The sequence below is a fragment of the Parasphingopyxis sp. genome (genome assembly GCF_052168275.1).
Taxonomy (GTDB): Bacteria; Pseudomonadota; Alphaproteobacteria; order Sphingomonadales; family Sphingomonadaceae; genus Parasphingopyxis.
The window spans coordinates 1-23,702 of sequence record NZ_JBQLZM010000005.1 but is presented as its reverse complement, the minus strand read 5'-3'; the positions used below and the strand labels follow the sequence as shown (position 1 = coordinate 23,702).

Annotated in this window: 29 protein-coding genes, 1 tRNA gene and 1 pseudogene; 14 read left to right on the top strand and 17 right to left on the bottom strand. The window is 64.2% G+C overall.

The window, feature by feature from the left end:
* The 3 genes from ACTS1X_RS00650 to aroA all read right to left on the bottom strand — a co-directional run.
* On the bottom strand, positions 1-346 hold a 346-nt coding region (locus tag ACTS1X_RS00650; protein ID WP_442612456.1), incomplete at its 3' end, for a S1 RNA-binding domain-containing protein.
* A gap of 206 nt (positions 347-552) precedes the next feature.
* Positions 553-1,179 carry a (d)CMP kinase gene (locus tag ACTS1X_RS00645; protein WP_442612455.1) on the bottom strand — a complete coding sequence of 209 codons (627 nt, stop codon included), beginning with the start codon at positions 1,177-1,179 and terminating at the stop codon, positions 553-555.
* Positions 1,176-2,516 (bottom strand): 3-phosphoshikimate 1-carboxyvinyltransferase, encoded by a 1,341-nt coding sequence (aroA, locus tag ACTS1X_RS00640; protein WP_442612454.1) that lies wholly within the window; start codon positions 2,514-2,516, stop codon positions 1,176-1,178. Before aroA ends, ACTS1X_RS00645 begins: the two co-directional genes overlap by 4 nt.
* A gap of 201 nt (positions 2,517-2,717) precedes the next feature.
* On the opposite strand from aroA, the gene ACTS1X_RS00635 reads away from it, so the two are divergent.
* The 4 genes from ACTS1X_RS00635 to ACTS1X_RS00620 all read left to right on the top strand — a co-directional run bounded on the left by ACTS1X_RS00635 (position 2,718) and on the right by ACTS1X_RS00620 (position 4,777).
* Complete coding sequence (locus ACTS1X_RS00635) at positions 2,718-3,071, top strand: TIGR02300 family protein (RefSeq protein ID WP_442612453.1); 354 nt, start codon at positions 2,718-2,720, stop codon at positions 3,069-3,071.
* A gap of 60 nt (positions 3,072-3,131) precedes the next feature.
* A tRNA-Ala gene (locus ACTS1X_RS00630) sits at positions 3,132-3,207 on the top strand.
* A gap of 144 nt (positions 3,208-3,351) precedes the next feature.
* Entirely contained in the window at positions 3,352-3,915 is a 564-nt protein-coding gene (locus ACTS1X_RS00625; protein WP_442612452.1) for a hypothetical protein, read from the top strand.
* 100 nt (positions 3,916-4,015) lie between these two features.
* Entirely contained in the window at positions 4,016-4,777 is a 762-nt protein-coding gene (locus ACTS1X_RS00620) for a hypothetical protein (protein WP_442612451.1), read from the top strand.
* On the opposite strand, the gene ACTS1X_RS00615 is transcribed toward ACTS1X_RS00620, so the two are convergent.
* The 3 genes from ACTS1X_RS00615 to ACTS1X_RS00605 all read right to left on the bottom strand — a co-directional run bounded on the left by ACTS1X_RS00615 (position 4,774) and on the right by ACTS1X_RS00605 (position 7,412).
* Complete coding sequence (locus tag ACTS1X_RS00615) at positions 4,774-5,751, bottom strand: NAD(P)H-dependent flavin oxidoreductase (RefSeq protein WP_442612450.1); 978 nt, start codon at positions 5,749-5,751, stop codon at positions 4,774-4,776. The two genes, ACTS1X_RS00620 and ACTS1X_RS00615, sit on opposite strands and share 4 nt — an antisense overlap.
* A 173-nt stretch (positions 5,752-5,924) precedes the next feature.
* A complete protein-coding gene (locus tag ACTS1X_RS00610) occupies positions 5,925-6,503 on the bottom strand; it encodes a hypothetical protein (RefSeq protein WP_442612449.1) in 579 nt (192 codons plus the stop codon).
* Between the two features lie 147 nt (positions 6,504-6,650).
* Positions 6,651-7,412, bottom strand: a complete 762-nt coding sequence (locus ACTS1X_RS00605; RefSeq protein ID WP_442612448.1) for a crotonase/enoyl-CoA hydratase family protein — start codon at positions 7,410-7,412, stop codon at positions 6,651-6,653.
* Positions 7,413-7,510: 98 nt separating this feature from the next.
* On the opposite strand from ACTS1X_RS00605, the gene ACTS1X_RS00600 reads away from it, so the two are divergent.
* Complete coding sequence (locus ACTS1X_RS00600) at positions 7,511-8,371, top strand: HpcH/HpaI aldolase/citrate lyase family protein (protein WP_442612447.1); 861 nt, start codon at positions 7,511-7,513, stop codon at positions 8,369-8,371.
* Positions 8,372-8,488: 117 nt separating this feature from the next.
* A complete protein-coding gene (locus ACTS1X_RS00595; protein ID WP_442612446.1) occupies positions 8,489-8,683 on the top strand; it encodes a hypothetical protein in 195 nt (64 codons plus the stop codon).
* 170 nt (positions 8,684-8,853) lie between these two features.
* On the opposite strand, the gene ACTS1X_RS00590 is transcribed toward ACTS1X_RS00595, so the two are convergent.
* Positions 8,854-10,134 (bottom strand): MFS transporter, encoded by a 1,281-nt coding sequence (locus ACTS1X_RS00590; protein ID WP_442612445.1) that lies wholly within the window; start codon positions 10,132-10,134, stop codon positions 8,854-8,856.
* Positions 10,135-10,282: 148 nt separating this feature from the next.
* Here ACTS1X_RS00590 and pgsA point away from each other — a divergent pair, with 148 nt between their 5' ends.
* The 3 genes from pgsA to ACTS1X_RS00575 are packed head-to-tail and all read left to right on the top strand — an operon-like array spanning position 10,283 to position 11,555.
* Positions 10,283-10,846, top strand: coding sequence for a CDP-diacylglycerol--glycerol-3-phosphate 3-phosphatidyltransferase (gene pgsA / locus ACTS1X_RS00585; protein ID WP_442612444.1), 564 nt, complete (start codon positions 10,283-10,285; stop codon positions 10,844-10,846).
* A 5-nt stretch (positions 10,847-10,851) separates the two neighbouring features.
* The gene (gene moaD / locus ACTS1X_RS00580; protein ID WP_442612443.1) at positions 10,852-11,109 is read left to right on the top strand and encodes a molybdopterin converting factor subunit 1; all 258 of its coding nucleotides are present in this window, start codon (positions 10,852-10,854) and stop codon (positions 11,107-11,109) included.
* The gene (locus ACTS1X_RS00575; RefSeq protein ID WP_442612442.1) at positions 11,106-11,555 is read left to right on the top strand and encodes a molybdenum cofactor biosynthesis protein MoaE; all 450 of its coding nucleotides are present in this window, start codon (positions 11,106-11,108) and stop codon (positions 11,553-11,555) included. Before moaD ends, ACTS1X_RS00575 begins: the two co-directional genes overlap by 4 nt.
* Positions 11,556-11,604: 49 nt before the next feature.
* Here the strand turns inward: ACTS1X_RS00575 and ACTS1X_RS00570 are convergent, their stop codons facing one another.
* Together ACTS1X_RS00570 and ACTS1X_RS00565 are read right to left on the bottom strand one after the other, a co-directional pair.
* On the bottom strand, positions 11,605-12,252 hold the full coding sequence (locus ACTS1X_RS00570; protein WP_442612441.1) for a fasciclin domain-containing protein: 648 nt from the start codon (positions 12,250-12,252) through the stop codon (positions 11,605-11,607).
* A 140-nt stretch (positions 12,253-12,392) separates the two neighbouring features.
* Positions 12,393-13,295: a LysR substrate-binding domain-containing protein gene (locus ACTS1X_RS00565; RefSeq protein WP_442612440.1), complete on the bottom strand. Its 903-nt coding sequence runs from the start codon at positions 13,293-13,295 to the stop codon at positions 12,393-12,395.
* A 170-nt stretch (positions 13,296-13,465) separates the two neighbouring features.
* On the opposite strand from ACTS1X_RS00565, the gene epsC reads away from it, so the two are divergent.
* Together epsC and ACTS1X_RS00555 are read left to right on the top strand one after the other, a co-directional pair.
* Entirely contained in the window at positions 13,466-14,164 is a 699-nt protein-coding gene (gene epsC / locus ACTS1X_RS00560) for a serine O-acetyltransferase EpsC (protein ID WP_442612439.1), read from the top strand.
* Positions 14,164-14,523, top strand: a complete 360-nt coding sequence (locus ACTS1X_RS00555) for a DUF2794 domain-containing protein (RefSeq protein ID WP_442612438.1) — start codon at positions 14,164-14,166, stop codon at positions 14,521-14,523. Before epsC ends, ACTS1X_RS00555 begins: the two co-directional genes overlap by 1 nt.
* A gap of 125 nt (positions 14,524-14,648) precedes the next feature.
* Here the strand turns inward: ACTS1X_RS00555 and ACTS1X_RS00550 are convergent, their stop codons facing one another.
* The gene (locus ACTS1X_RS00550) at positions 14,649-15,698 is read right to left on the bottom strand and encodes a hypothetical protein (RefSeq protein ID WP_442612437.1); all 1,050 of its coding nucleotides are present in this window, start codon (positions 15,696-15,698) and stop codon (positions 14,649-14,651) included.
* Between the two features lie 380 nt (positions 15,699-16,078).
* Between ACTS1X_RS00550 and ACTS1X_RS00545 the strand changes: the two genes are divergently transcribed.
* Positions 16,079-16,759 (top strand): BglII/BstYI family type II restriction endonuclease, encoded by a 681-nt coding sequence (locus tag ACTS1X_RS00545; protein ID WP_442612436.1) that lies wholly within the window; start codon positions 16,079-16,081, stop codon positions 16,757-16,759.
* Between the two features lie 3 nt (positions 16,760-16,762).
* Here the strand turns inward: ACTS1X_RS00545 and ACTS1X_RS00540 are convergent, their stop codons facing one another.
* Both ACTS1X_RS00540 and ACTS1X_RS00535 read right to left on the bottom strand, forming a co-directional pair.
* A complete protein-coding gene (locus ACTS1X_RS00540; RefSeq protein WP_442612435.1) occupies positions 16,763-17,413 on the bottom strand; it encodes an MT-A70 family methyltransferase in 651 nt (216 codons plus the stop codon).
* A 253-nt stretch (positions 17,414-17,666) separates the two neighbouring features.
* Positions 17,667-18,572, bottom strand: coding sequence for an SDR family oxidoreductase (locus ACTS1X_RS00535; RefSeq protein WP_442612434.1), 906 nt, complete (start codon positions 18,570-18,572; stop codon positions 17,667-17,669).
* A gap of 239 nt (positions 18,573-18,811) precedes the next feature.
* Between ACTS1X_RS00535 and ACTS1X_RS00530 the strand changes: the two genes are divergently transcribed.
* Positions 18,812-19,417, top strand: coding sequence for a ferritin-like domain-containing protein (locus tag ACTS1X_RS00530; protein ID WP_442612433.1), 606 nt, complete (start codon positions 18,812-18,814; stop codon positions 19,415-19,417).
* 4 nt (positions 19,418-19,421) lie between these two features.
* The gene (locus ACTS1X_RS00525; protein ID WP_442612432.1) at positions 19,422-19,790 is read left to right on the top strand and encodes a c-type cytochrome; all 369 of its coding nucleotides are present in this window, start codon (positions 19,422-19,424) and stop codon (positions 19,788-19,790) included.
* A 90-nt stretch (positions 19,791-19,880) separates the two neighbouring features.
* Here ACTS1X_RS00525 and phoB read toward each other — a convergent pair whose 3' ends face one another.
* The 5 genes and pseudogenes from phoB to ACTS1X_RS00500 form a co-directional block, all read right to left on the bottom strand.
* Entirely contained in the window at positions 19,881-20,579 is a 699-nt protein-coding gene (gene phoB / locus ACTS1X_RS00520) for a phosphate regulon transcriptional regulator PhoB (RefSeq protein ID WP_176868957.1), read from the bottom strand.
* Complete coding sequence (gene phoU, locus ACTS1X_RS00515; protein ID WP_442612431.1) at positions 20,576-21,292, bottom strand: phosphate signaling complex protein PhoU; 717 nt, start codon at positions 21,290-21,292, stop codon at positions 20,576-20,578. Before phoU ends, phoB begins: the two co-directional genes overlap by 4 nt.
* 14 nt (positions 21,293-21,306) lie before the next feature.
* Positions 21,307-22,146 carry a phosphate ABC transporter ATP-binding protein PstB gene (gene pstB / locus ACTS1X_RS00510; RefSeq protein WP_442612430.1) on the bottom strand — a complete coding sequence of 280 codons (840 nt, stop codon included), beginning with the start codon at positions 22,144-22,146 and terminating at the stop codon, positions 21,307-21,309.
* Complete coding sequence (gene pstA, locus ACTS1X_RS00505; RefSeq protein WP_442612429.1) at positions 22,130-23,425, bottom strand: phosphate ABC transporter permease PstA; 1,296 nt, start codon at positions 23,423-23,425, stop codon at positions 22,130-22,132. The genes pstB and pstA overlap by 17 nt, the downstream gene beginning before the upstream one ends.
* Positions 23,426-23,702: pseudogene (locus ACTS1X_RS00500) on the bottom strand (phosphate ABC transporter permease subunit PstC); the annotation flags it as partial.

Below are 23,702 nucleotides of genomic sequence, written 5' to 3'. Positions count from 1 at the left end.
CGACACGGGCTTCCTTGTCATATTCGGCTTCGAGGCGGTCCCAGGCGGCTTCGCGCCGGGCGCGATCGCGGCTGAGCATGGCTTCGCCCTGCGAATTTTCGACGCGGTCGACAAAGACTTCGACTTCGTCGCCGACCGAAAGATCGGCTTTCTGGCCGGGGTTCGCGAATTCGCGAAGCGGCACGCGGCCTTCGGATTTCAGTCCGACATCGATGACGGCGAGGTCATTCTCGATCCCGGTGACGGTACCTTTGACGACGCGGCCTTCGAAGCCTTCGGAGTCGCCCAAGGTTTCGTTGAGCAGTTTTTCAAAATCGTCCCGCGTGGGGTTCGGCGCAGTTGCCATGGATAAAAGGTCCTTCATTTATCGTTTCAGGCCGTCCGGTTGTCTCCGGAGGTCTTGGAACATCGTGGCGACACCGGCCCCTTGCCGATCCCGCATCCCGCCTGCGTTTCCGTCGCAAAAGCCCGTGCCGTTCCAAACGCACGAAAACGCACCAAGACCGCGGCGCGAACGCCACTGCCTGATGCGTTGCTGGGTGGACGCGGTTGTTACCGCTTACCCGTCCGAGCTTCTACGAGCGCAATCGCCCGCTGGACGGCGGCCGATATAGTAAGGTTCGTCGTATCGAGCAAGTCCGCATCGTCGGCGCGCTTGAGCGGTGCGCTGTCGCGCTGGCTGTCGCGCCGGTCGCGGTCTTCGATGTCGGCGAGGATCGCGGCGAAATCGGCATCGGGATCGGTGTGCAGCTCGTCCTTGTGGCGGCGCTCGGCGCGCGCTTCGGCGCTGGCTGTGACGAACAGCTTGGCGTCGGCGCCGGGCGCGATCACCGTTCCGATGTCGCGGCCGTCGAGCACGGCGCCGCCCGGCTGGTTCGCGAACGCCTTTTGCCGCTCGATCAGCGCCGCGCGGACCACGGGATGGACCGACACGCGTGAGGCGTAGGTGCCCGCCGTTTCGCTGCGCAGCTCGGGATCGTCGAGCAGTTGATCGGGAAAATCGCAGCCCGCCAGCGCATCGACCGGATCGTCCGGGTTGCCGCCCGCCCGCAAGACGCTGACGCCGACCGCACGGTAGAGCAGCCCGGTATCGAGCCAGGGCAGGCCGAAATGGGCCGCGAGCGCGCGGGCGATCGTGCCCTTGCCGGAAGCGGCGGGACCATCGACCGCGATGATCACCGCGCGATCGCTCCCAGATCGGCAAGCATCGGCGGGAAGCTCGGAAAACTGGTCGCCATCGGCCGGATGTCGTCGATCGTCACGCCATGGGCCGAAGCGAGGCCGGCGACGGTGAAGCTCATCGCGATGCGGTGATCGAGTTGGGTGGCGATGTGCGGGGTCGCATAATCGCCCTTGAGTTTTTCCCCGCCCGATCCGGTGATGGCGAGGCCGTCCGGCCGCTCCTCGACCGGGACGCCGAGTTGGGCGAGGCCGCGGGCCATCGCCGCGAGCCGGTCCGATTCCTTGTGGCGCAGTTCGTCGAGCCCGGTGGTGACGGTTTTGCCTTCGGCCAGCGCCGCCGCGACGAACAGGATCGGGAATTCGTCGATCATCCGCGGCGCGATTTCGGGCGGCACCTCGATCCCCTTGAGCGCGCTGTGCCGTGCGCGGATATCGGCGACCGGCTCGCCGCCGACATCGCGTTCGTTTTCATATGTGAGGTCGGCGCCCATCTCCTTGAGGATCTCGAACAGCCCGGTCCGGGTCGGGTTGATCCCGACGTGCTGGATCAGCACGTCCGAGCCCGGGACGAGCAGCGCCGCGACGAGCGGGAAGGCGGCGGACGAGGGGTCGCCCGGGATACTCATATTGTGCGGCTGCAATTCGGCCTCGCCGGTCACCGCGATCACCCGTTCGCCGTCGATCTCCTCGATCCCGACCTCGGCGCCGAATCCGGCCAGCATCCGCTCGCTATGATCGCGCGTCCGTTCGGGCTCGATGACACGGGTAATGCCCGGCGTGTTCAGCGCGGCGAGCATGATCGCGGACTTCACCTGCGCCGACGCGACGGGCAGCCGGTACTCGATCGGCACGGCGGGCACGCGGCCATGCACCATCAGCGGCAGCCGGTCGCCTGGCGTCACCGAAAACGTCGCGCCCATATTGGAGAGCGGCTCGATCACCCGGCCCATCGGACGCTGCGACAGCGACGGATCGCCGATAAAGGTCGCGGTGATCGCGTGGCTCGCGACGAGCCCCATCAGGAGCCGCGCGCTCGTCCCGGAATTGCCCATGTCGAGCGCAGTCTCGGGCTGGAGCAGCCCACCGACGCCCACGCCGTTCACCACCCAGTTGCCGTTCGAATCCTGGCCGATCTGCGATCCCATCGACCAGAGCGCGGCGACGGTCGCGATCACGTCCTCGCTTTCGAGCAGGCCCTCGATCCGGCTCTCGCCGACCGCCATCGCGGAGAGGATCAGCGCGCGATGGCTGATCGACTTGTCGCCCGGCACGCGGGCATGGCCGCTCAGCGGCCCCAGCGATTCGAAGGTGCGGGGGATCGGCTTTTCTGACATGAGGGTCCTTATGGGAATTTGGGCCTTGGCGGGGCCGGATAGGGTAAAGCGGCGGCAAATCGTCGTGCAGTCCGTCCGGACCATAACCGCATTTGCAAGCCTTGGCTTTTGACAGTGGCAATCCCATGTGGCAAGCGCCCGCGCGACTGCAGGCTCAAGCCTTGCGCAGATATTTTCCGAAGCGATGAAAGACACAATCACATGGTGAAGCCAGAATGGGGCACGAAGCGAACCTGCCCGAAATGCGGAACCCGTTTCTACGATCTCGGTGAAGAGGATCCGGTCACCTGCATCAACAGCGAATGCGGCGCTATCTGGGAACCGGAGCCGGTTCTGAAGTCGAAACAGCCGGTGATTTTCGACGACAAGAAGGACGAAAAAGACAAGAAGGACGACGCCGATCTTTCGGGCGACGACGACGAGGATGAAGATCTCGTTGCCGATGTCGACGAGGATGCCGAGATCAATCCCGACGACGAAGTCGACCTCGGCGGCGACGACGACATCCAGGTCGACACGAGCGCCAGCGGCGACGACAAGGAAGACGACAGCTAGGCACAAGCCGTCTTGCCTAAAGCGGGCGGCGGCGCTACATGCGCCGCTCCCGCATCTGATGGGGCCGTAGCTCAGCTGGGAGAGCGCTACACTGGCAGTGTAGAGGTCAGGGGTTCGATCCCCCTCGGCTCCACCAATTTTCCGGTTCAGGACGATCCCCGGGGGATATCGGCCCGGGAAATTCCCAGCGACAGCGATGCGCCGCTTCCGGCCTTGCCGCATACTTGCGTCCCGTTCCCGCTGCTGTCATCACGATGGCCGGACCGGGGGAGGGGCCTTCATGATACGGACCATGGTGTTCACTGCGGCGTTGATCGCGCCGTTCGGCTCCGCGATCGCGCAATCCGATGCCGAGCGCAGCTCGGACACGGTCCGCATGTTCCCATCGGAATTCTCGTCCTGCTACGAACAACAGGGCGTGGCCACGCTCGGCACGATGGTGCTCGACGACGAGGCCGGCAGCCCGCGCGATTTCTACAGCGGCCAGGTCCGGATCATCCTGCTCGATTCGAGCGAACCGGCGACGGCGTCGGCCGGATTTGCGGTTCTGTTTCCGGAACCGGAGCGCGGTTTTCTCGATTGCCGCTATCTCTGGCCTTTCACTCATGTCGATCTGGCAGGAGCAGCGGCGGACTATGATCCGGCGCGTGGGTTGACCGTCACGATTCCGACGGCGACGACCGATGTCGAATCCGTATCCGCCGACCCCGGGACCATGCGGATGGGCCAGCATGACGTGCGATTCCGGATCAACCTCGCCGAGGGCTCGATCGAGTTTCTCGAAGCGGTCGCCGGTCCGATGGTGCATTCAGACCAGATATTCGGAAGCGCCGAAAGCCAATAGGCCTGTCGTCTCCAGGATATCCGCCGCCGTTCGTCGAAGCCGGGTTCGGCCTGCCAAGTTTCATCGATATGGCGGGCCCGTTGAAGAAGGGGGGCACATTATGACAGTATCCAAGCGCGGGTTCCTGCGGACCTGTCTGGCGTTCGCGATTGCATTGGCGGCGCCTATGGTAATGCCGGCCGGTCATGCGGCGGCCCAGGACAGTGTCGGCGCGCGTACGGCCGCGGCCCTGCCCGAACGGGGCGAGTTCTTTCTCGGGCTGTTCAACGGCGGCGAGCGGGACGGGTTCATGCGGCTCGGCTGGATCAAGGGCGACGACGGCGTGCTGCTCTACGACCGGACGATGATGCCCAGCACCCAGGTCTATGAGACTCTGGCGTTCAATCTCGCGCCGGACCTGCAGTTCGAAACCGTCCATCTCGAATTCCATCGGGGCACATCCTACATGAATCTCGATCTCGAATTCGCCGATGGGCGCGCGACCGGGAACCGAGTGGTCCTGCGGCTCGAGGATGTCGAGGTTCAGCCGGTCGATGTCGAAATCCCGGAAGGCACGCTGCCGCGACCGGTCGCCTTCCTGATGCCGCTGGTGCTGCCCGAAACCGACGGATCGGAAACCGCGTTCCGCTGGTACGGGCCTCTCGGCAACGCCTTTGCCGATGTCACGATCACCGCGCGTCCGGGCGGGATGATCGAAACGCCCGCCGGCAGTTTCGACACGACCCGCTATGAAATCCGCGGTGGCACGCCCGACAACGACGTCTATGTCACGCGCGGCGAGGAGCGGCGCGTCGTGCGGATCGACGTGATCGGGCAGGACATGCAGTTTCTGGCGGTCCCGGAGGCGGACGCCGGGTCCTAGGCGGCCAGGAAACCCTCCAGCCGCTGCCGGATGATCGTCTCGGCTTCTTCCATGATGCCGTCGATCAGTTCCTTGCAGGTCGGGATATCGTTGATGAGTCCCGCGACCATGCCGCAGCTCCAGGCGCCGCGATCCATATCGCCCTCCATCATGATCTCGGGATAGACGCCCGCGACCTGGTCCAGAATGTCGGTGATCTGGAGATCGGCGCCCTTTTCCTTCTCGATCTTGAGGATTTCGTCGACCGCCGCGTTCTTCAGTACGCGCTCGGTATTGCGCAGCGGTCGCATGACGAGCGCGGTGTCGAGCTCGCTAGCATCGACGATCGCCTGCTTCACATTCTGGTGCACCGGCGCCTCTTTCGTCGCGATGAAACGCGTGCCCATGTTGATGCCTTCGGCGCCCATGGCGAGCGACGCCACGAGGCTGCGCGCATCGGCCTGACCGCCCGAGGCGACGAACGGAATGTCGAGCTCGTCGGCCGCGCGGGGCAGCAGTATCATGTTCGGGATATCGTCCTCGCCCGGATGGCCGCCGCACTCGAAGCCGTCGACCGACACCGCGTCGCAGCCGATCGACTGCGCCTTCAGGCTGTGGCGGACGCTCGTGCATTTGTGGATGATCTTGATCCCGGCTTCCTTCATCTTCGGCAGATGCTCTTCGGGATTCCGGCCCGCCGTTTCGACCGCCTTGATGCCGTTCTCGATGATCGCATCGATATATTCGGGATAGGGCGGGGCGGTGAAGGCCGGAAGGAAGGTCAGGTTCACGCCGATCGGCTTGTCGGTCAGCTCGCGCGCCTTCTTGATCTCCTTGTCGAGATCCTCGGGCGTCTTCTGCGTCAGCCCCGTGATGATGCCGAGCCCGCCCGCTTCGGACACCGCCGCGGCGAGTTCCGCAAAGCCGACATAATGCATGCCGCCCTGGATGATCGGATGTTCGATGCCGAACAGTTCGGTGATGCGGGTCTTCATGGTCGATTACTCCCCGATTCTTTTGATGCTGCGTTGTCGCGATAGTTGACGTTCACGTCAACTGTGGGTTCGACCGGGAGAAGTGAAACTGTTCTGGCGATCGATGATCGGAGGCCGCGGCTGATCAACTCCAAACCGTTGGCTGACCTGCCGCGCCGCGAGGCGATTGCCGCTCAGAATCGAAGGCCGATATTGGCGACTGCCCTGTCTTCGCGGACCTGGTTTCCGCGCAAAAAGAACATGTCGGCAGGATCCACTTCCCTGGGTTGGCTGGACAGGCCAAAGCTGCTGCGCAGGCTCAATCCGTTGTCGCCACCGAGTTGAATATCGAGCTGCGAAATCGTTTCGTCGCCCGAGCCCAAGACGCCCGGCAACGTCGTGCCGGTAAAGGATCGCGCAGCGCCATCGGCATCCAGCGGCCGGCCGGCAGGACGCATGATACGCAGTTGGAGCCAATCGTCATTCCGGATTGCATCAACGTGCTGGTCCACGCCGGGCCTGTTCCAACCGATCTGCGTGCCGTCGGCCGGTCGGCTCCCGTTGCTTGACCGTTCATCAGCCAGATCGAATTGGACCCAATCCGTCACGCCCTCGACAGCAGTCGATCGTGTCGACGTCAGTTGACGATCATCGATCGCATTATCGCCGACCGTTTGCGCGGAGCCGGCCGTCGCTAGCCCGATTCCCATGGCGATCACGGTCGCAACCTTTTTTGTCCATGCCCGGCCAATCGGTAAGGTCGCCATGATCATTGCAAATTGCTCCGGCTCAACTGGCCAAGCATATCATTTATCGTGCGTATCGCCAAAATCGGCTGTGTCCGGATCGCCGGCGCGCTCGGTCAGGACGGTCCCCGTTCGGCAACGGGTTCGGCTTTAAAACCCGAAAAGATGTGCGCCCTAGCGACCCTTCCATTCGGGTTTGCGCTTCTGGGCGAAGGCCATCGCGCCTTCGCGGGCATCTTCGGACTGGAAGATGCCGCCGATGATCTTCTGCTGCTCGGCCCACATCTCGTCGTGCGACCAGTCCTCGGTCTTCACGATGACTTGCTTGCTCGCCTTCACCGCGAGCGGGCCGTTCTCGGCGATCCTTGCCGCGAGTTCCTTCGCGCCTTCAAGGGCCGGGCCGTCGACGACGCGATTGACGAAGCCCATCTCGGCGGCGCGGCCGGCACTCACGAAATCGCCGGTCAGCGCCAGCTCCATCGCATAGCGCTGGGGAATCAGGCGGGGGAGGCGGAGCAGCGCGCCGGCACCGGCGGCAAGCCCGCGCTTGGCTTCGGGAATGCCGAACTGCGCATCCGTGTTGGCGACGACGAGATCGCAGGCAATGGCGACTTCCATGCCCCCGGCCAGGGCATAGCCATCCACTGCCGCGATCAGCGGCTTGGCGGGCGGCGCTTCGACGAAACCGGCAAAGCCCTTGCCGCTCACGACCGGGAGTTCGCCCTGCAGAAACGCCTTGAGATCCATGCCCGAGCAGAAGGTTCCGCCGGCGCCGGTGATGATGCCGATCATCAGGCTGTCGTCGGTTTCGAGCGTTTCGATGGCTGCGGCGATGCCTTCGGCCACCGCGCGGTTGACGGCGTTCTTGGCCTCGGGGCGGTTGATGGTGATGGTGAGGACGCCGTTTTCGGCTTCGGTAAGGACGGCTTCGGACATGATCGCTTCTCCCATGATTCTGTTTGGATACACTCTCGCCTTGCTTTACGTTCACGTCAACCTTGGTTTGTGCAGCGGCATGCGGAATAAGGGCGCGCATGACCGATCCCGCATTCCGCCCCCGCCGCTCCTGCCTCTATATCCCCGGCGCCAACGCCCGGGCGCTGGAAAAGGCGAAATCCTTGCCCGCCGACGTGCTGATCTTCGATCTCGAGGATGCCGTCGCGCCCGATGCCAAGGCCGATGCGCGCGATCGGGTGGCGGAAGCCGTATGGCATGGAGATTATCGCGACCGCGAGCTGGTCATCCGCGTAAACGGTATCGGCACGCCCTGGTTCGAAGAGGATCTGGCGGCGGCGAAATTCGCCAAGCCGGCTGCCATCCTCCTGCCCAAGGCCTCGTCGGCGTCCGACATATCGATGGCGGCGCGTTCGGAATTGCCGGTCTGGGCGATGATCGAAACGCCGCTCGCCATCCTCAATATCGCCGAAATCGCCGCGACGCCCGAGCTGTCGGCGATGGTCATGGGCACCAACGATCTGGCCAAGGACATGCTGGCCAGTTTGCGGCCCGGCCGCGAACCGTTTGCGGCCGCTCTTTCGATGACGGTGATGGCGGCGCGGGCGCATGGCAAGACGGTGATCGACGGTGTGTTCAACAGTATCGGCGACGAGGCCGGGCTCGCCGCCGAATGCGAGCAGGGCCGCGAATTCGGGTTCGACGGAAAGACGCTGATCCATCCCAGCCAGCTGGACGCGGCCAACCGGATATTCGCGCCCTCCGCTGCGGCGCTGCGGGACGCCCGCGCGATCATCGCGGCGTTTGCCGAGCCAGAAAATGCTGACCAAGGGGTTCTCGAAGTGGACGGCGCGATGGTCGAACGGCTGCACCTGGCCGAGGCCGAGCAGCTCGTCGCGCTGGCCGAGGCGATTGCCGAGCGCGAGGCCGCCCGAGACTGAACGACCATCCAAACGCTGATCCCGACTGTGTCCCGATGGGGGACATCGGCCTGGCATCCCCATCTTAACCATCTTCCAGTGTAAACGGGATAGTAAACAAAATGTTAACGGGCGGCCATGGCAACCGCTCCACCCGATTCGCTCTATCCGCCGCTAACCGCGAGACTCATCCGCCGCGAGCGCGATATCGATGCGGTCGTTGCGCTGCGCCGCCCGCCATTTCCGCGGCGCGGCGAGCTGGCCGAAAATGCGCGGCTCTTCACCATCACCTGGGCCGGCGGATTCGTCTTTTTCATGACGTTTCTCGGTTAGGCGGGAATCTTTTTTGTCAGAATTTCCCTAACGCGAAATCGCGGCACCGGCCCGCACCCCCTCCCGACCTCCCATTGAGTGTACCCTGTTGGGAGGCCGGGAGGGGGTGCGGGCCGGTGCCGCGCCTGAGGCGAAGCCGAAGGTCTGACAAAGACAAAGTCCGGCAAATCCTAATCGCAGGCCTTGTGCAGCAGCCAGGCGGTCCAGGCGGACACGAGGCACATGGCGGCCACGAGGAACAGTTGCTCGGTCGTCGACACGCCGAGCAGGCTCAAACCGAACGCGGCAAGTGCGCCGAGGACCATCGATCCCGAATTGACGACATTGTTCGCGGCGATGGTCCGCGCCGTCTGGCTCAGGTCGACGGTGGTGGTCAGAAAGGCGTAGAGCGGGACGACGAACATGCCGCCGGCGATCGCCACGCCCATCAGTACGCCGAGCAGCAGCCAGCTGCCGTCATGCATGATGAACCCGACCAGATCGTAGAGCTCGCCATTTTCGAGGCCCTGCCACTGGATCGCGATGAAATAGAGGATCAGCACGAACCCGCCCATCACGATCACGCTGAACGGGGCGATCCGCGCCGAAACCTGGCCTTTCAATATGCGGTTCGAGAGAACCGATCCGATGGCGATGCCGATCGAGAATATCCCGAGGAACATGCTCGCGACCTTGGGGTCGGCGGTCAGCACATTCTTCACGAGCGGGGGGAACTGGATGATCAGCACCGAGCCGATCGTCCAGAAGAAGCTGATGGCGATGATCGCGAGGAAGAGCCGACGGATATGCATCGTCCCGTTCACAAGCCGGTAGGACGAGCGGAAGATGTTGTAGTCGATCGGCTCCGGTTCCTTCTGGGCGGGAGCGGCGGGCACGAAATGGGCGCTGATCCTGCCGACGACCGCGACCGTCAGGACCCAGATCGCAGCCCAGAAGGCGCCCAGCCAGTCGACGATCACGCCACCGAGAATCGTGCCGGCGAGGATCGCGATATAGGTGCCGGCTTCGACGAGACCGGTGCCTGCGAGCACTTCGTCCTTTTCGAGATGCTGGGGCAGGATCGCATATTTGATCGGTCCGAAAAATGTCGATTGGGCGCCGAGCGCGAACAGGGCCGTCAGCATCAGCGGTATCGACTGGAGGATCAGCCCGGCGGCGCCGGTCAGGGCGATGATGATTTCCAGCGTTTTGACGAAGCGGATGATCTTCGCCTTGTCCATGTTGTCGGCCAGTTGCCCGGCGATCGCCGACAGCAGGAAGAAGGGCAGGATGAAGAGGCCGGTCGAGATCGAGCTGAACTGGAATTCGAGCGTCTCGTCATCGTAGATTTCGTAGATCACGAGCACGACCATCGCGAACTTGAACAGATTGTCGTTGAACGCGCCCAGCATCTGGGTGACGAACAGGGGCGCAAAGCGGCGCTTGGTCAAAAGTTCGAGCGATGTCGGCATGCAGTCCTTCGAGAAGAGGGAAGGGGGTGCGTCGGGAGGGAAGGCACGCATAGCCCAGGCTCGCGGGCTCGCCAAGGGCCGAGCCCGGCTGCGATTGTCGCGACGAGGCTTTGTTGCGTAGGCAAAAGCAGTTAGGAGGGGAGCGATCATGCTGACCTTGCCCAATCTGCTGACGCTTTCGCGCATTTTCGCCGTTCCAGTACTCGTTGCGCTGCTCTGGGATTCGGGCTGGCTTGGCTATATCTGCGCCTTCATCCTCTACTGCACGGTCGGCGCGACCGATTATCTCGACGGCTATCTGGCCCGGTCGCAGGGCACCGTGTCGAAGCTCGGCATCTTCCTCGATCCGATTGCCGACAAGATCATGGTCGCCTCGGTGATCGTGATGCTGATCTTCACCCGCGATATCGAAAGCTGGCATGTGATCGCCGCGATCGTGATCCTGCTGCGGGAGATCATCGTATCGGGCCTGCGCGAATTCCTAGCGGGGCTCAGCGTTTCGGTGCCGGTCAGCCAGCTCGCGAAATGGAAGACGGCGTTCCAGATGGTCGCGCTCGGCGCGATGATCCTGGCGGGCGCCGTGGACCATGGCGGCTGGACGGATTTCGCCTGGGTGAAGATGGTCGGGCTGGTGTCGCTGTGGCTGGCGGCCGTACTCACGATGGTCACCGGCTGGGATTATCTGCGGGCCGGCCTCAAACATATGGATTGACCGGAATGGCGATCGAAATGCTCTATTTCGCCTGGGTGCGCGAGGCCATCGGCCGCGATGCCGAAACGGTCGACCCGCCCGCCGAAGTGGAAACGGTGGAGGCCCTTATCGACTGGCTCGCCGCGCGGGGCGGCGACTATGCGGAGGCCTTTGCGGACAAGGCGCGGCTACGCGTCGCCGTCGATCAGGAATTTGCCGGCTTCGATGCTCCGCTGGCCGGCGTCCGGGAGATCGCGCTGTTTCCGCCGGTGACGGGCGGATGACGCCCGACATCCGCGTCCAGCAGGCGGCATTCGACCCGGCGGCCGAAAGCGCCGGGCTGGAAATAACCGGTGCGGGCGCGGTCGCGACCTTTATCGGGCTGGTGCGGGGCGATGACGGTCTCGTTGCGCTCGAACTCGAACATTATCCCGGGATGACGGAGGACGCATTGCGCCGCATCGCCGAGGACGCCGCGCAACGCTGGGCGCTGTCGGCGGTGACGATCGTCCATCGGGTCGGGCGAATGGTGCCGGGGGAGCGGATCGTCTTCGTCGGCGCCGCGTCCCGCCATCGGGGCGCTGCCATCGACGCCATGCATTTCATGATCGACTGGCTCAAGACCGACGCGCCGTTCTGGAAGCGCGAGGAGTTTGCCGACGGCCGGTCCGGCTGGGTCGAGGAGCGTGCGGACGATGTCGAGCAGCGCCGTCGCTGGTCTGCCCCATAAAAAAGGGGCGCCGCAGCGCGACGCCCCTCGAGCTTTGCCGATACGGGCTTTAGCGGTCCCCGGCGCCGGCCGTTTCCGGTTCGGGCACCAGCACGCCGTTGATGACGTGGATGATCCCGTTGGACTGGGGAACGTCGGTCTGCGTGACATAGGAAACCCCGCCGATTTCGTCGCGCAGCGAGACCGCGCCATTGTCGAGCGTCGCGACCAGCGGCGATCCTTCGACCGTGGTCAGCGTCAGTTCGCCGCCGGCTTCTTCGATCATGCCGATCAGCGTTTCGGCATCCACCGCGCCGGACACGACATGATAGGTCAGGATCTGCGCGAGCTGGGCGCGCGCGGCGTCCTGCATCAGCGCCTCGACCGTGCCGGCCGGCAACAGGCCGAACGCCTCGTCGGTCGGCGCGAAGACGGTGAACGGACCCGGGCCCGACAGCGTCTCGACCAACTCGGCCTGCGCAACCGCGGCGACGAGCGTCGTGTGAATGGGGGAATTCGACGCGTTTTCGACGATGGTGCGCGTCGGCAGCATTTCGGCGCCGCCCACGGTTATGGCGTCGCTCGTTTCCGTTTCCGCGCCGGCATCCATCTCGGCATGCTCTTCGGCGGTCATCTGCGCATGGTCGTCATGGCCTTGGGCGCCATGATGATCGGCGAGCGCGGGTGCGCCGCCGAGGGCGAACAGGGCCAGACCCATTGCTACGCCGGTACCTTTGGCCAATCGCTTTGACTTCGACAATTTTACTCTCCTCGGTTGATATAGGTGGGGGATACAAGTGGTTAACGCATAGCAAGCGCCATGGTTGCGAGCGACCTGCCCTTTCGGACAGGACGGCGTCAACCCGCGGCTTCGCGCATCGCATCGGCAAGCAGGCGGAAGTCCTTTTCGCGCGGGCTGTTCTTGCGCCAGACGAGCGCGATCGTGCGCGCCGGATGATCGGCGTCGAGCGGCCGCGCGACGATGTTGGTATCGCGCAGGATGCCGGCTTCGATCGCCATTTCGGGGAGCATCGTCGTGCCGAGGCCATTCTCGACCATCTGCACCAGCGTGTGGAGCGACGTGCCCATCATCCGCGCTTCCGCGCGCAGTTCGGGGCGGTTGCAGGCGGCGAGGGCATGGTCTTTCAGGCAATGCCCGTCCTCGAGCAGCAGCAGCCGGCCTTCATCGATGATTTCCGGCGAAATCTTCTTCGGCGGATTGGCCGGTTCGCCCTTGGGAAAGGCGACGAACAGCCGGTCGTCGAACAGTTCGGCCGTGTCCACCTCGCCGCAGCGATAGGGCAGGGCGAGCAGGATGCAGTCGATCTGGCCGCGCTGCAGCGAATCGCACGCCGCAGGGCTCGTCTCCTCGCGCAGGAACAGTTTTAGATCCGGCCAGTCGGTGCGCAGTTTCGGGAGGATATGCGGGAGCAGAAACGGCGCGATCGTCGGGATGACGCCCATCCGCATCTCGCCGGAGAGCGGCTTGCCGGCCGCGCGCGCCATCTCCGAAAGCTCCTCGGCCTCGCGCAGCACGCGCTGTGCCTTGTCGGCGATGCTGAGGCCGAGCGGGGTGAAGCGGACGACGCGCCGGGTGCGCTCGACCAGCGTGATGCCGATCAGGGATTCCAGCTCACGCAGGCCGGCGGACAATGTCGACTGGGTCACGAAACAGGCCTCGGCGGCCTTGCCGAAATGGCCGTGGTCGCGCAGCGCGACCAGATATTGCAGCTGTTTCAAAGTCGGCAGATAGGTCGACATGCACACCCTCGGAATTTATCGTTCTATCCGATAAATAGGGCTCTATTAATCGAAATCAACCATTAATCGACCGGAAAGCTGGTCTTTCGGGGGGTATAGCGGGTCGAACTGGTTTTTATTACACTGAACGATTATTACGTTGCGGATCGCCACTGGTGCGGGAGAAGCAGATGCCTGGCCGACTGATTGCCTATATCGACTCCATACGGTCCCGCGATCCGGCCCCGCGCTCCCGGATCGAAGTGCTGCTCTACCCGGGTGTCTGGGCCTTCGCCTATCACCGGCTGGCGCACCGCCTGTTTCGCGGCCGCCTCTTTTTCCTCGCCCGGTTCGTCAATCACTGGTCGCGCTTCCTGACCGCGATCGATATCCATCCCGGCGCTAAGATCGGACGCCATCTGTTCATCGATCACGGGTTCAGCGTCATCGGCGAAACCGCGGAGATCGGCGACAATGTGACGATCTACCAGAATGTCACGCTCGGCGGCACCAATCCGGCCGACGGCGTCCCCGGCAAGCGCCATCCGACGATCGAGGACGATGTGATCATCGGCTCGGGCGCGCAGATCCTGGGGCCGATCACCGTCGGCAGGGGCGCGCGGATCGGCGCCAACGCCGTCGTCACCAAGGACGTCCAGCCCGGCGCGGTCATGGTCGGCATTCCGGCCAGGGCCACGCTGATGGACGCGGAAGCGAAGCCCGAAGGCTTCGTTCCCTACGGCACGCCGTGCAGCGAAATGTTCGATCCCTCGACCCAGCGGCTCGAGCTGATGCGCTGCGAGCTCGAGCAGCTGCGCAAGCAGATCGACGCGCTGATCGCCGAGCGCGACGGCGACGAGACCCCGGTTCAGGAGAGCGATTGCGCCTGATGGGCACCGTCACCCCGTTTCCGGACCAGCGCGGCCCCGCGGGCCGGTCCCGGCCCAACCAGGTCGGGTTCGAGCGTACCGAGCTCAACCGCATCCTCGATCTGTACGGCCGGATGGTCGCGGCCGGGCACTGGCGGGACTATGCGATGAATTTCGAGAAGGATTTCGCGTCCTTCTCTGCCTTCCGCCGCACCGCCGAGCGTCCCGAATACCGGATCGAGAAACGCCCCGCCTTGCGCAACCGGCAGGGCATGTGGGCGCTGCTCAACGAGGCCGGGATGATCCTGAAGCGCGGGCATGAACTGGCGCCGGTGCTGGCCCCCGTCGAGCGGCGGCTGCTCAAGATTGTGGGCGAATAGTTTTCGGGTCTCCCTTTTCTCCTTTTTGTCAGACCCGACCTGGTGGTCGAGCGGTGCAGGTTTGGTGTGTCAGAACATTGCCATCGCAATGTCGCGGCACCTAAGCGAAGCGAAGGTCTGACAAATCAGGCCGTTACGGTTTCCTTCCCGATCACCGGCAGCCGGTTCGTGATCGCCTCGGGCAACGGCCTGACCACCAGCCCGCGGGCATTGTGCCAGAAGGCGGAGAGCAGCAGCAGCGCCGACCCGATCACCAGCGCAGCGAGCGCGACATTGGTCTCGACCGCGCCGAACCGCTCGAACAGTCCGTTGAGCGCCCAGAGCACGTAGACCAGGCTCGACACCATCAGCGCCCGCCGGTCGATCGCGAGGGCGATCAGCGCCATCGCGATATAGAGCCCGATGACGAGTACCGCACCGCCCACGGTCAGCGCGCCTTCGAGCACGCCGATCTCGGCGAAGATCGGATGGACGATCAGCGGCGCGGCCAGCAGGTGCAGCCAGAAGGCGACGTCCGAGCGCCGCGTCTCGCGGACCGGATCGCTGATGTCCCAGCGCATCGCCAGCGCGAAGACGCCGAGGCCCGTAACGAACAGCAACGGGTGCAGGAAGGGCTCGACATTGCCGTCCGTCGCCACGGCGAGAATGCCGATGATCGTTGCGACGACGGCACCGGCCCCGGCGGCGACCGTTATCGGAACGCGGAATCGGCGCCAGTGCAGGAAGGCCCCGGCCGCGGCCACCGCGCCGGCGATCGAGATATAGGTCGCCACGATCGCCTCGTCGCCCGAGCCGTACCGGCTTTCGTCGCCGATCAGCCCCGTGGCGACCGCGCCGAACAGCCCGCCGACAAAGGCGAGCAGCAACAGGATCGAGGGGAAGGCCATGCGGCGGACCCGGGTGAAATATTCGGCCAGGCCCCAGGCCGCGGCCGCGACGCCGAGCGCGCCGATCCAGGGCTGGATCTCGCCGCCCAGCCAGGCGATCGCGACGAGCAGCAACACGCTGGCGATCGCCACGAAAATATCGTTGAACCCGCTGACGAGGCGGAAATGCTCCTCGTCGACCAGCGCGGTCGACCGGTCGGCCGCCATGAACCGGCGGAATTTTGCGACGTCCGCCTCCTTCAACGCCCCCGCGGCCACCGCCGCCTCCAGATCGCTTTCGCTGTACATCGGTCTTCTCTCCGTTTTGCGCTCTTATCGGGCCAGCATAGCATTGGTGTATTGGTGATGCAATACGGTACCACGATTGACAGCGATTGACACGCGGCGGGGGTGAGGGAGTGCGGACGGGCTGGCGACACAAATCCTGGCAAGCGTCTCTTTTCCAATGCGTTTCCGTCCAGTTGTCACAAGAAGTCCCGCCTCCGTGCGCGCGGGAATCCGGGACGGAGCGGGCGCCAAGTTTACAAAGTTCACACATAGCGGCCGAAATGCAGATGGGACGGCTTGGACCGTTTTCGCGAGGAAGGGAGAGGAGAAGGCCGCCATGTGTGTCGTGCTGCCAGTATACCGCAAGGGACGGGCTGTAGGACAGCACCGTGAAGTCAAGAATGACGATGCGACGATTTCCGCCGTCCGGATTTGCTCTAGGATACGGCACATTGCCAAGCATTTTGCTGGTCCGTAAGCATGACGGGATGTCAACCGATCATCTTGTCCCCGCCGATTTGCGCGAAATGTATCACGTCAAGGAATGGCGAAACGCGGCCGGAATATTGCAAACGGCTTGTACCGCCGAGTGGGCGGAAGTGATTGCGGTTTTGCGTGATTTTCGCCTCTTGAAATCAGAAATTCTGACCAAGGGCGGCGCCAAATCGCCTATCGCCAGGCGTATCGACAGCGAATTTTACAGGCGCGGCTGGACCGAGAAAAATTTCGATACGGCGATAACCGTCGATGATGTCGAATATGAGAGCCCGACCCACAGCGTGGATTGTTTTAAGGGGCGGGTGGGTATCGAGGTCGAATGGAACAACAAGGATCCGTTTTACGATCGCGATCTCAACAATTTTCGTTTGCTTTTCGATCTGCGGGTTATGGACGTCGGAATAATCGTCACACGCTCGACCGAATTGCAGGCAATCTTCAAGGACTTGGGCAAGGGCGCATCATATGGCGCGTCCACAACCCACCATGAAAAACTCTGGCCCAGATTGGAAGGCGGCGGCGGGGGCGGTTGTCCTGTTCTGACATTTGCTATTCGGCCCGCGCTCTATGTGACTGATATCTGACTGCTATTCCGCCGCGACGGCACTGTTATAGTTATACGTATCCCAAGTGGGTTCATAGTCATCGTCAGCCTGATTGCCCCAAGCCGTCCAGCCGCGCCGCTTGCCTCTGCTGAACATCTCAAGCCGCGGTCCCCAGGAACAGTCTTCGATCACCCGATACTGTTCGTCGGGTTTACGACTATGCTCCCGCTTTCGTGATTGGATCATGTTCACCTGACGTCTGCCAGGAGCGAGCGTCCGAGCGTTTTTTCCACGCACACCGAAAAGCAAGATCTCGGTGACGTTGCGGAAATAGAAGCCGACGCCGCGCCCGTCCGAACCGCCGTCTTTTCTGATCTTGTGCCAGATTATGTTCGAGACATAGCGGAATCCCCAAGCCTCCATTACCGATAGGCCGTCCGGTAGCAGGGCATTGGGTACCCATAGATAAAGATGAGATGGCTCATCGGCGATATCCGCCACGGGCAGCTTTCGAATATCGTCCAACGTCATCGTGGGATACCGCGCCAGCCTCTTATGTTCGGGCGCGACCTTGCCGGTGCGATTTTGAAACTGCCAAGGAGGATCCGCCAGAATGGTCCCGAATTTCCTGCCTCTTGCCGTGGCGATCAAGTCGACGCTGGCCTCGAGGGCGGGATCATCGGATGAGAACATAACAAGATCTTATTTCGCAGTTGCCGATCCGTCAATTTTTTAACCAAGAGTTGCCCCCAACCTTGTTTGGCGCCGTTCTCTGAGACAGCTCTTTCAAACAGTCTATCATCCCGTTTCAGACATCGAACGCGCCTTTGGCCGTAGGCATGCTGCCCACAGAGGTCCACCGTGCCGATGAGCGCAGGCGGCTGAGCAAAAAAGGCGCGCCCGTTGCCGGACGCGCCCCTTGCGACTTCCGCTCTCGTTCGACGCCTCAGCCGGCGAGCGCCTGCAGCATCTTGAACGCCTGCGCGCCCTGTTCGGCGCCGCTCTGCGGGACGAACTCTTCCGAGCGGTCGATGATCCGGTCCCAGACGTCGGCGACGCCCTCGGCCGTCCGCTCGCCCTCGGGAAGCGCGACGCCCTGGGTATGGGTGACATAGGCGGCGTGGAAGAAGCCGCCGCCGGCCCCGACGATCATGTTGGTCGGCGCGTCCTCGGCGACGAGATAGACCGCCGCCGGGGCGACATTTTCGGGCGACAGCGCCTTGAACATTTCGGGCGGCATGATGTCTTCGGTCATCCGCGTGCCGGCGATCGGCGCGATCGTGTTGCACTTGATATTGTATTTGGCGCCCTCGATCGCGAGCGTCTTGGTGAAGCCGGCCAGGCCGAGCTTCGCAGCGCCGTAATTGGCCTGGCCGAAATTGCCGTAGAGCCCGGTCGAGGAGGCGGTCATCAGGATGCGGCCATAGGCCTGTTCGCGCATCGTTTCCCACACCGCCTTGGTGCAGACCGCCGAGCCGTTGAGATGGACGTCGACGACGAAGCGGAAATCCTCGACGCTCATCTTGGCGAAGCTCTTGTCGCGCAGGACGCCGGCATTGTTGATCAGCACATGGACGCCGCCCCAGGCTTCCTTCGCCCTGGCGACCATCTCGTCCATCTGCTCGGCTTCGGTGACCGAGCCGCCATTGGCCATCGCCGTGCCGCCGGCCGCCTCGATCTCCTCGACGACCTTCTGCGCGGCGTCCGACGAGCCCGTGCCGTCGCGCGATCCGCCCAGATCGTTGACGACGACCTTCGCGCCGCGCTTCGCGAGATCGAGGGCATAGGCCCGGCCGAGTCCGCCGCCCGCGCCGGTGACGATGGCGACTCTGTCTTCGAACGAAATGGTCATGATGGGGACTCCGTGGATTGGCTGTGATCGTGGTTGACGTGCGCGGTAACCCGGCGAGGGGGCGGGTTCAAGCGCCTATCTTCGCCCCTTTGCATCCGGACGGCAATAAAGATACCGATCTGTATCTTTTTTGTTGACAGTGTCCGCGCGATCCTCGATGGAGGACCAGTAACGATACAGATCGGTATCGTTCGAGTCGCCCCATTCCCTTTGCCCCGAGAACCGAGAGGACTCATTCCATGACCGAACAGACACTGTCCAGGCCCGACACGACCGGGCGACGGACCTTCATCCGCACCGCCGCCGGTGGCCTTTCCCTTGCCGCGGTTTCGTTGCTCTCTGGCGAACCCGCGGCAGCCCAGCGCGGCCGTTACGGCGGCGGCTCCCCCGCCGATGCCCAGGGCGATGCCGACCTGCTGAACGCCGCGCTGGGCCTCGAACATGAGGGCATCGCGGCCTATACGATCGCGGCGGGCAGCGGCCTGCTCGAACCGGCGGTCGTCGCGGTCGGTGTCCTGTTTCGCGGCCATCACCAGCAGCATCGCGACGAGCTCGCCCGCGTCATCCGGACGCTGGGCGGAACGCCGGTCGAGCCGAAGACCGATGCCGAATATGTCGAGGCGCTCGATCTCGGTTCGCTGCGCAACCAGACGGATGTGCTGAACCTCGCGCTTCGGCTCGAGCGGGGGGCGACCTCCGCCTATCTCGGGATCATGCCCTCTCTGCAGGACGGGGATCACGACCATCTCGCCGCGCGGATCGCGGTCGACGAGGCCGCGCATTTCGCGGCGCTCGCCGGCGCGCTCGGGCAGACCATGCCCGATAACGGCTTCATCTTCGGATAGGGCGATGCGCCGCTTCGCCCCGTGGCTGCCGGCCATCGTCCTGACCCTGGCGCTGGCGGCAGCCGCGCCGGGGCGGGCGCAGTCTCCGGACGGCGCCCGCCTCTACCAGCAGCGCTGCGGCGGCTGCCATTCGCTCGACGCGGACCGGGTCGGGCCGCGCCACCGCGGCCTGATCGGGCGGCGCGCGGGCGCGGTCCGGGGGTTCCGCTACTCGCCGGCTCTGGCCCGGTCGGACATCGTCTGGACCCGGACGGCGCTCGAGCGCTGGCTGCGCGGCCCGCGCGCGATGGTGCGGGGGACGACGATGGGCTTCAGCCTGTCCGACCCGGCCGAACGGCGGGCGATCATCGATTATCTGGCAAGCGAGGATTGAGCGCCGTGCCGCGCTCGACCGAAAGGCCGGGTCCGACTCAAAATCCCGGCGCTTCGATTTCCCGCCAAGACAAATCTGACGGAAAATCCTCTAACCCGCGCCCTCGGCATCCAGCGCATAGCCGGCCGAGCGGACGGTGCGGATGATGTCGGGCTTGCCGCCCTTGTTCAGGGCTTTCCGCAACCGCCGGATATGCACGTCCACGGTCCGCGGCTCGATGTCCGAATCATGGCCCCAGACCGAATCGAGCAGCCTTTCGCGGCTGAACACCCGGCCCGGATGCTCGAGGAAATGCTTGAGCAGGCGGAACTCGGTGGGGCCGAGCGGGATCACCTCGCCGTCGCGGCGGACCTTGTAGCTGACCGTGTCCATCGCGATGTCGCCGTGGAGCAGCGGCTCGCCGGCCAGCGCCGGGCGGACGCGGCGGAGCACCGCACCGACCCGGGCGACCAGCTCGCGCGGGCTGAACGGCTTGGTGACATAATCGTCGGCGCCGGTCTCGAGGCCGCGGACGCGGTCCTCCTCCTCGCCGCGCGCCGTCAGCATGATGATCGGCACGTTCGCCGTGTCCGGCATCCGGCGCAGGCGGCGGCAGACCTCGATCCCCGACAGGCCCTCGATCATCCAGTCGAGCAGGACGAGATCGGGCGGATTCTCGCGCGCCAGCAGCAGCGCCTCCTCGCCGTCGACCGTATGCTTGACGTTGAATTCCTCGCGCTCGAAATGCCAGATCAGCAATTCGGTCAGCGCCATGTCGTCCTCGACGAGCAGGAGTTTGGCTTTGCTCATTCTTCAAGCTCCTCCGGATCCGGCGCGTAATTCTCGCCGCCCGAACGGTCCTCCAGATATTCCCCGGTGGCCGCGAAATAGACCATCTCGGCGATATTCGTGGCGTGATCGCCGACCCGTTCCAGATTCTTGGCGATGAACAGCAGATGGGTCGACTGGGTGATGTTGTGCGAATTCTCCATCATGTAGGTGAGGAGCGCGCGGAAGAGGCTGTCGTAGAAATCGTCGACCGCCGAATCGCGCTCGATCACCATCTTGGCCATCGCCGCATCGCGGGCGGCGAACGCGTCGAGCACGTTATGGACCATTTCCTGCACGATCCGGGCCATCGCCGGAAGGATGCTCAGCGGCTCGATATCGGTGCGATGATCGAAGATCGGCACGCGTTTCGCGATATTCTTGGCATAGTCGCCGATCCGCTCGAGCACCGTTGCGATCTTGATCGCCGCCACCGCCTCGCGCAGATCGTCGGCGAGCGGCGCGCGCAGAGCGATCAGGCGGACGGCGAGCCGTTCGACTTCGGCCTCGAGTTCATCGATCCGGTTGTCATCGTCGATAACCCGGGCGGCCGTCTCCAGGTCGTGGCGGGTCAGCGCATGGATGGCGTCGCCGATCGCCGTCTCGGCAAGCCCGCCCATCTCCGAAACGAGGGCCCGCAATTCGCCGATATCCTCGTCGAATGCCTTGACCGTGTGTTCGCTCTTGTTTGGCATGATCGGATTTCCGTCTAGCCGTACCGGCCGGTGATATAGTCCTTCGTCCGTTCCTGGTGCGGGTTGGTGAACAGTTCGGACGTCTCGCCATATTCGACGAGATTGCCGAGATGGAAAAAGGCCGTGCGCTGCGACACGCGGGCCGCCTGCTGCATATTGTGGGTCACGATGACGATCGCATATTTGCCGCGCAGTTCGTGGATCAGCTCCTCGATCTTGGCGGTGGCGATCGGGTCGAGCGCGGAGCAGGGTTCGTCCATCAGGATGACCTCGGGATCCACGGCGATCGCGCGGGCGATGCACAGCCGCTGCTGCTGCCCGCCCGAAAGCGCGGTGCCGCTGTCGTCGAGCCGGTCCTTCACCTCCTCGAACAGGCCGGCGCGGATCAGCGATTTCTCGACGATCTCGTCGAGTTCCGGTTTGGAGGTGGCGAGGCCGTGGATCCGCGGCCCGTAGGCGACATTCTCGAAAATCGACTTGGGGAAGGGGTTGGGCTTCTGGAAGACCATGCCGACCCGGGCGCGCAGCTGCACCACATCCATCGACGAGTCGTAGATATCCTCGCCATCGAGCTCGATCCGGCCCGTCGTCCGGGCGATCGGGATCGTGTCGTTCATCCGGTTGAGGGTTCTGAGGAAGGTCGATTTGCCGCAGCCGGACGGGCCGATAAAGGCCGTTACATTGTCCATGCCGATATCGATCGAGACGTTATCGATCGCCTGCTTATCGCCATAATAGACGTCGACATTGCGCGCCGTCATCTTGAGCATGTCGGGGGCGACCAGCGGCGCGCCGGCTTTCGGTTCGGTCTTGGTATCCGTTGCGTCGTTCATGGTCTCACCAGCGTTGTTCATATTTGTTGCGCAGCCAGATCGCGAGCCCGTTCATGGCCAGGAGGAAGAGCAGCAGCACGATGATCGCCGCCGAGGTCCGTTCGACGAAGCCGGGATCGAGCTCGTCCGACCACAGGAAGATCTGTACCGGCAGCACCGTGGCGGGATCGGTGAAGCCGCTCGGCGGGGTGGCGACGAAGGCGCGCATGCCGATCAGCAGCAGCGGCGCGGTTTCGCCGAGCGCGCGGCTCATCCCGATGATCGTGCCGGTCAGGATGCCGGGCAGCGACAGCGGCAGCACGTGATGGGTCAGCACCTGGACCGGCGAGGCGCCGACGCCGAGCGCCGCGTCGCGGATCGAGGGCGGGACGGACTTGATCGCGTTGCGCCCGGCGATCACGATCACCGGCATCGTCATCAGCGCCAGCGTCAGGCCGCCGACGATCGCGGCCGAGCGGGGCAGGTGGAATGTGTTGATGAACACCGCGAGGCCGAGCAGGCCGAAGATGATCGACGGCACGGCCGCGAGATTGTTGATCGACACTTCGATCATGTCGGTCCAGCGGTTCTGCGGCGCATATTCCTCGAGATAGACCGCAGCCAGCACGCCGATCGGAAAGGCCAGCGCGAGGGTGACGACCATGGTCAGGAACGAGCCCTTGAGCGCCCCCCAGATGCCGGCCAGCGTCGGGTCGCTCGAATCCGCCATGGTCAGGAAGGTCCAGCTCAGCGCGCGGCGCACCTGGCCCGCTTCCTCGAATTCCCCATAGCGCTCGATCATCGCCGCGCGCTCCGCGCTCTGGTCCGGCCCCATATCCCCTCGCGCGGCGAAATCGACCTCGGTCGAGGCCGGCATCCAGATCACCTCCTCGCGGGTCAGCAGGGTCGGGTCTTCGGACACGGCGTTGCGCAGCTTGACCCAGGCGCCGTTGGACAGCAGCCCCGGGCCGTCCTCGCCGAAGGCCGCAATCGCCGATTGCCGGGCGAGGTCCTGGAAATCCGCCTGGGCGAGCAGTTGATCGCGGTCCTCGCCGTCAAGCTGGCCGGGCTCGAGGAAAATGTCCGACGCCGCGAAATTGACGGGCAGCGCGATCTGGGTCTGGGTGAAGCCGCGCGCGCCGCTCGAGACCATCGTGATCAGCAGGAAAGCGAGAAATCCCGCCGACAGCAAAATCGCGAACAGGCCGTAGAAGCGGAACCGCTTCTCGGCGCGGTACCGGGCCCGGATCCGGCGCTGCATGGCGTCGGCGGCCCAGTCGGTCGGCTGGCGGCCGGTAGGGGAGGCGATGGCGGTGGTCATCTATTCATAGGCCTCGCGGAAGCGTTTGACGACGCTGAGCGCGATGATGTTGAGCAGCAGCGTCACGATGAAGAGAACGAGGCCCAGGGCGAAGGCCGCGAGCGTTTTCGAACTGTCGAATTCCTGGTCGCCGGTCAGCAGCTGGACGATCTGGACGGTGACGGTCGTCACGCTCTCGAACGGGTTGGCGGTGAGATTGGCGGCGAGACCGGCGGCCATCACCACGATCATCGTCTCGCCGATCGCGCGGCTCACGGCGAGCAGCACGCCGCCGACG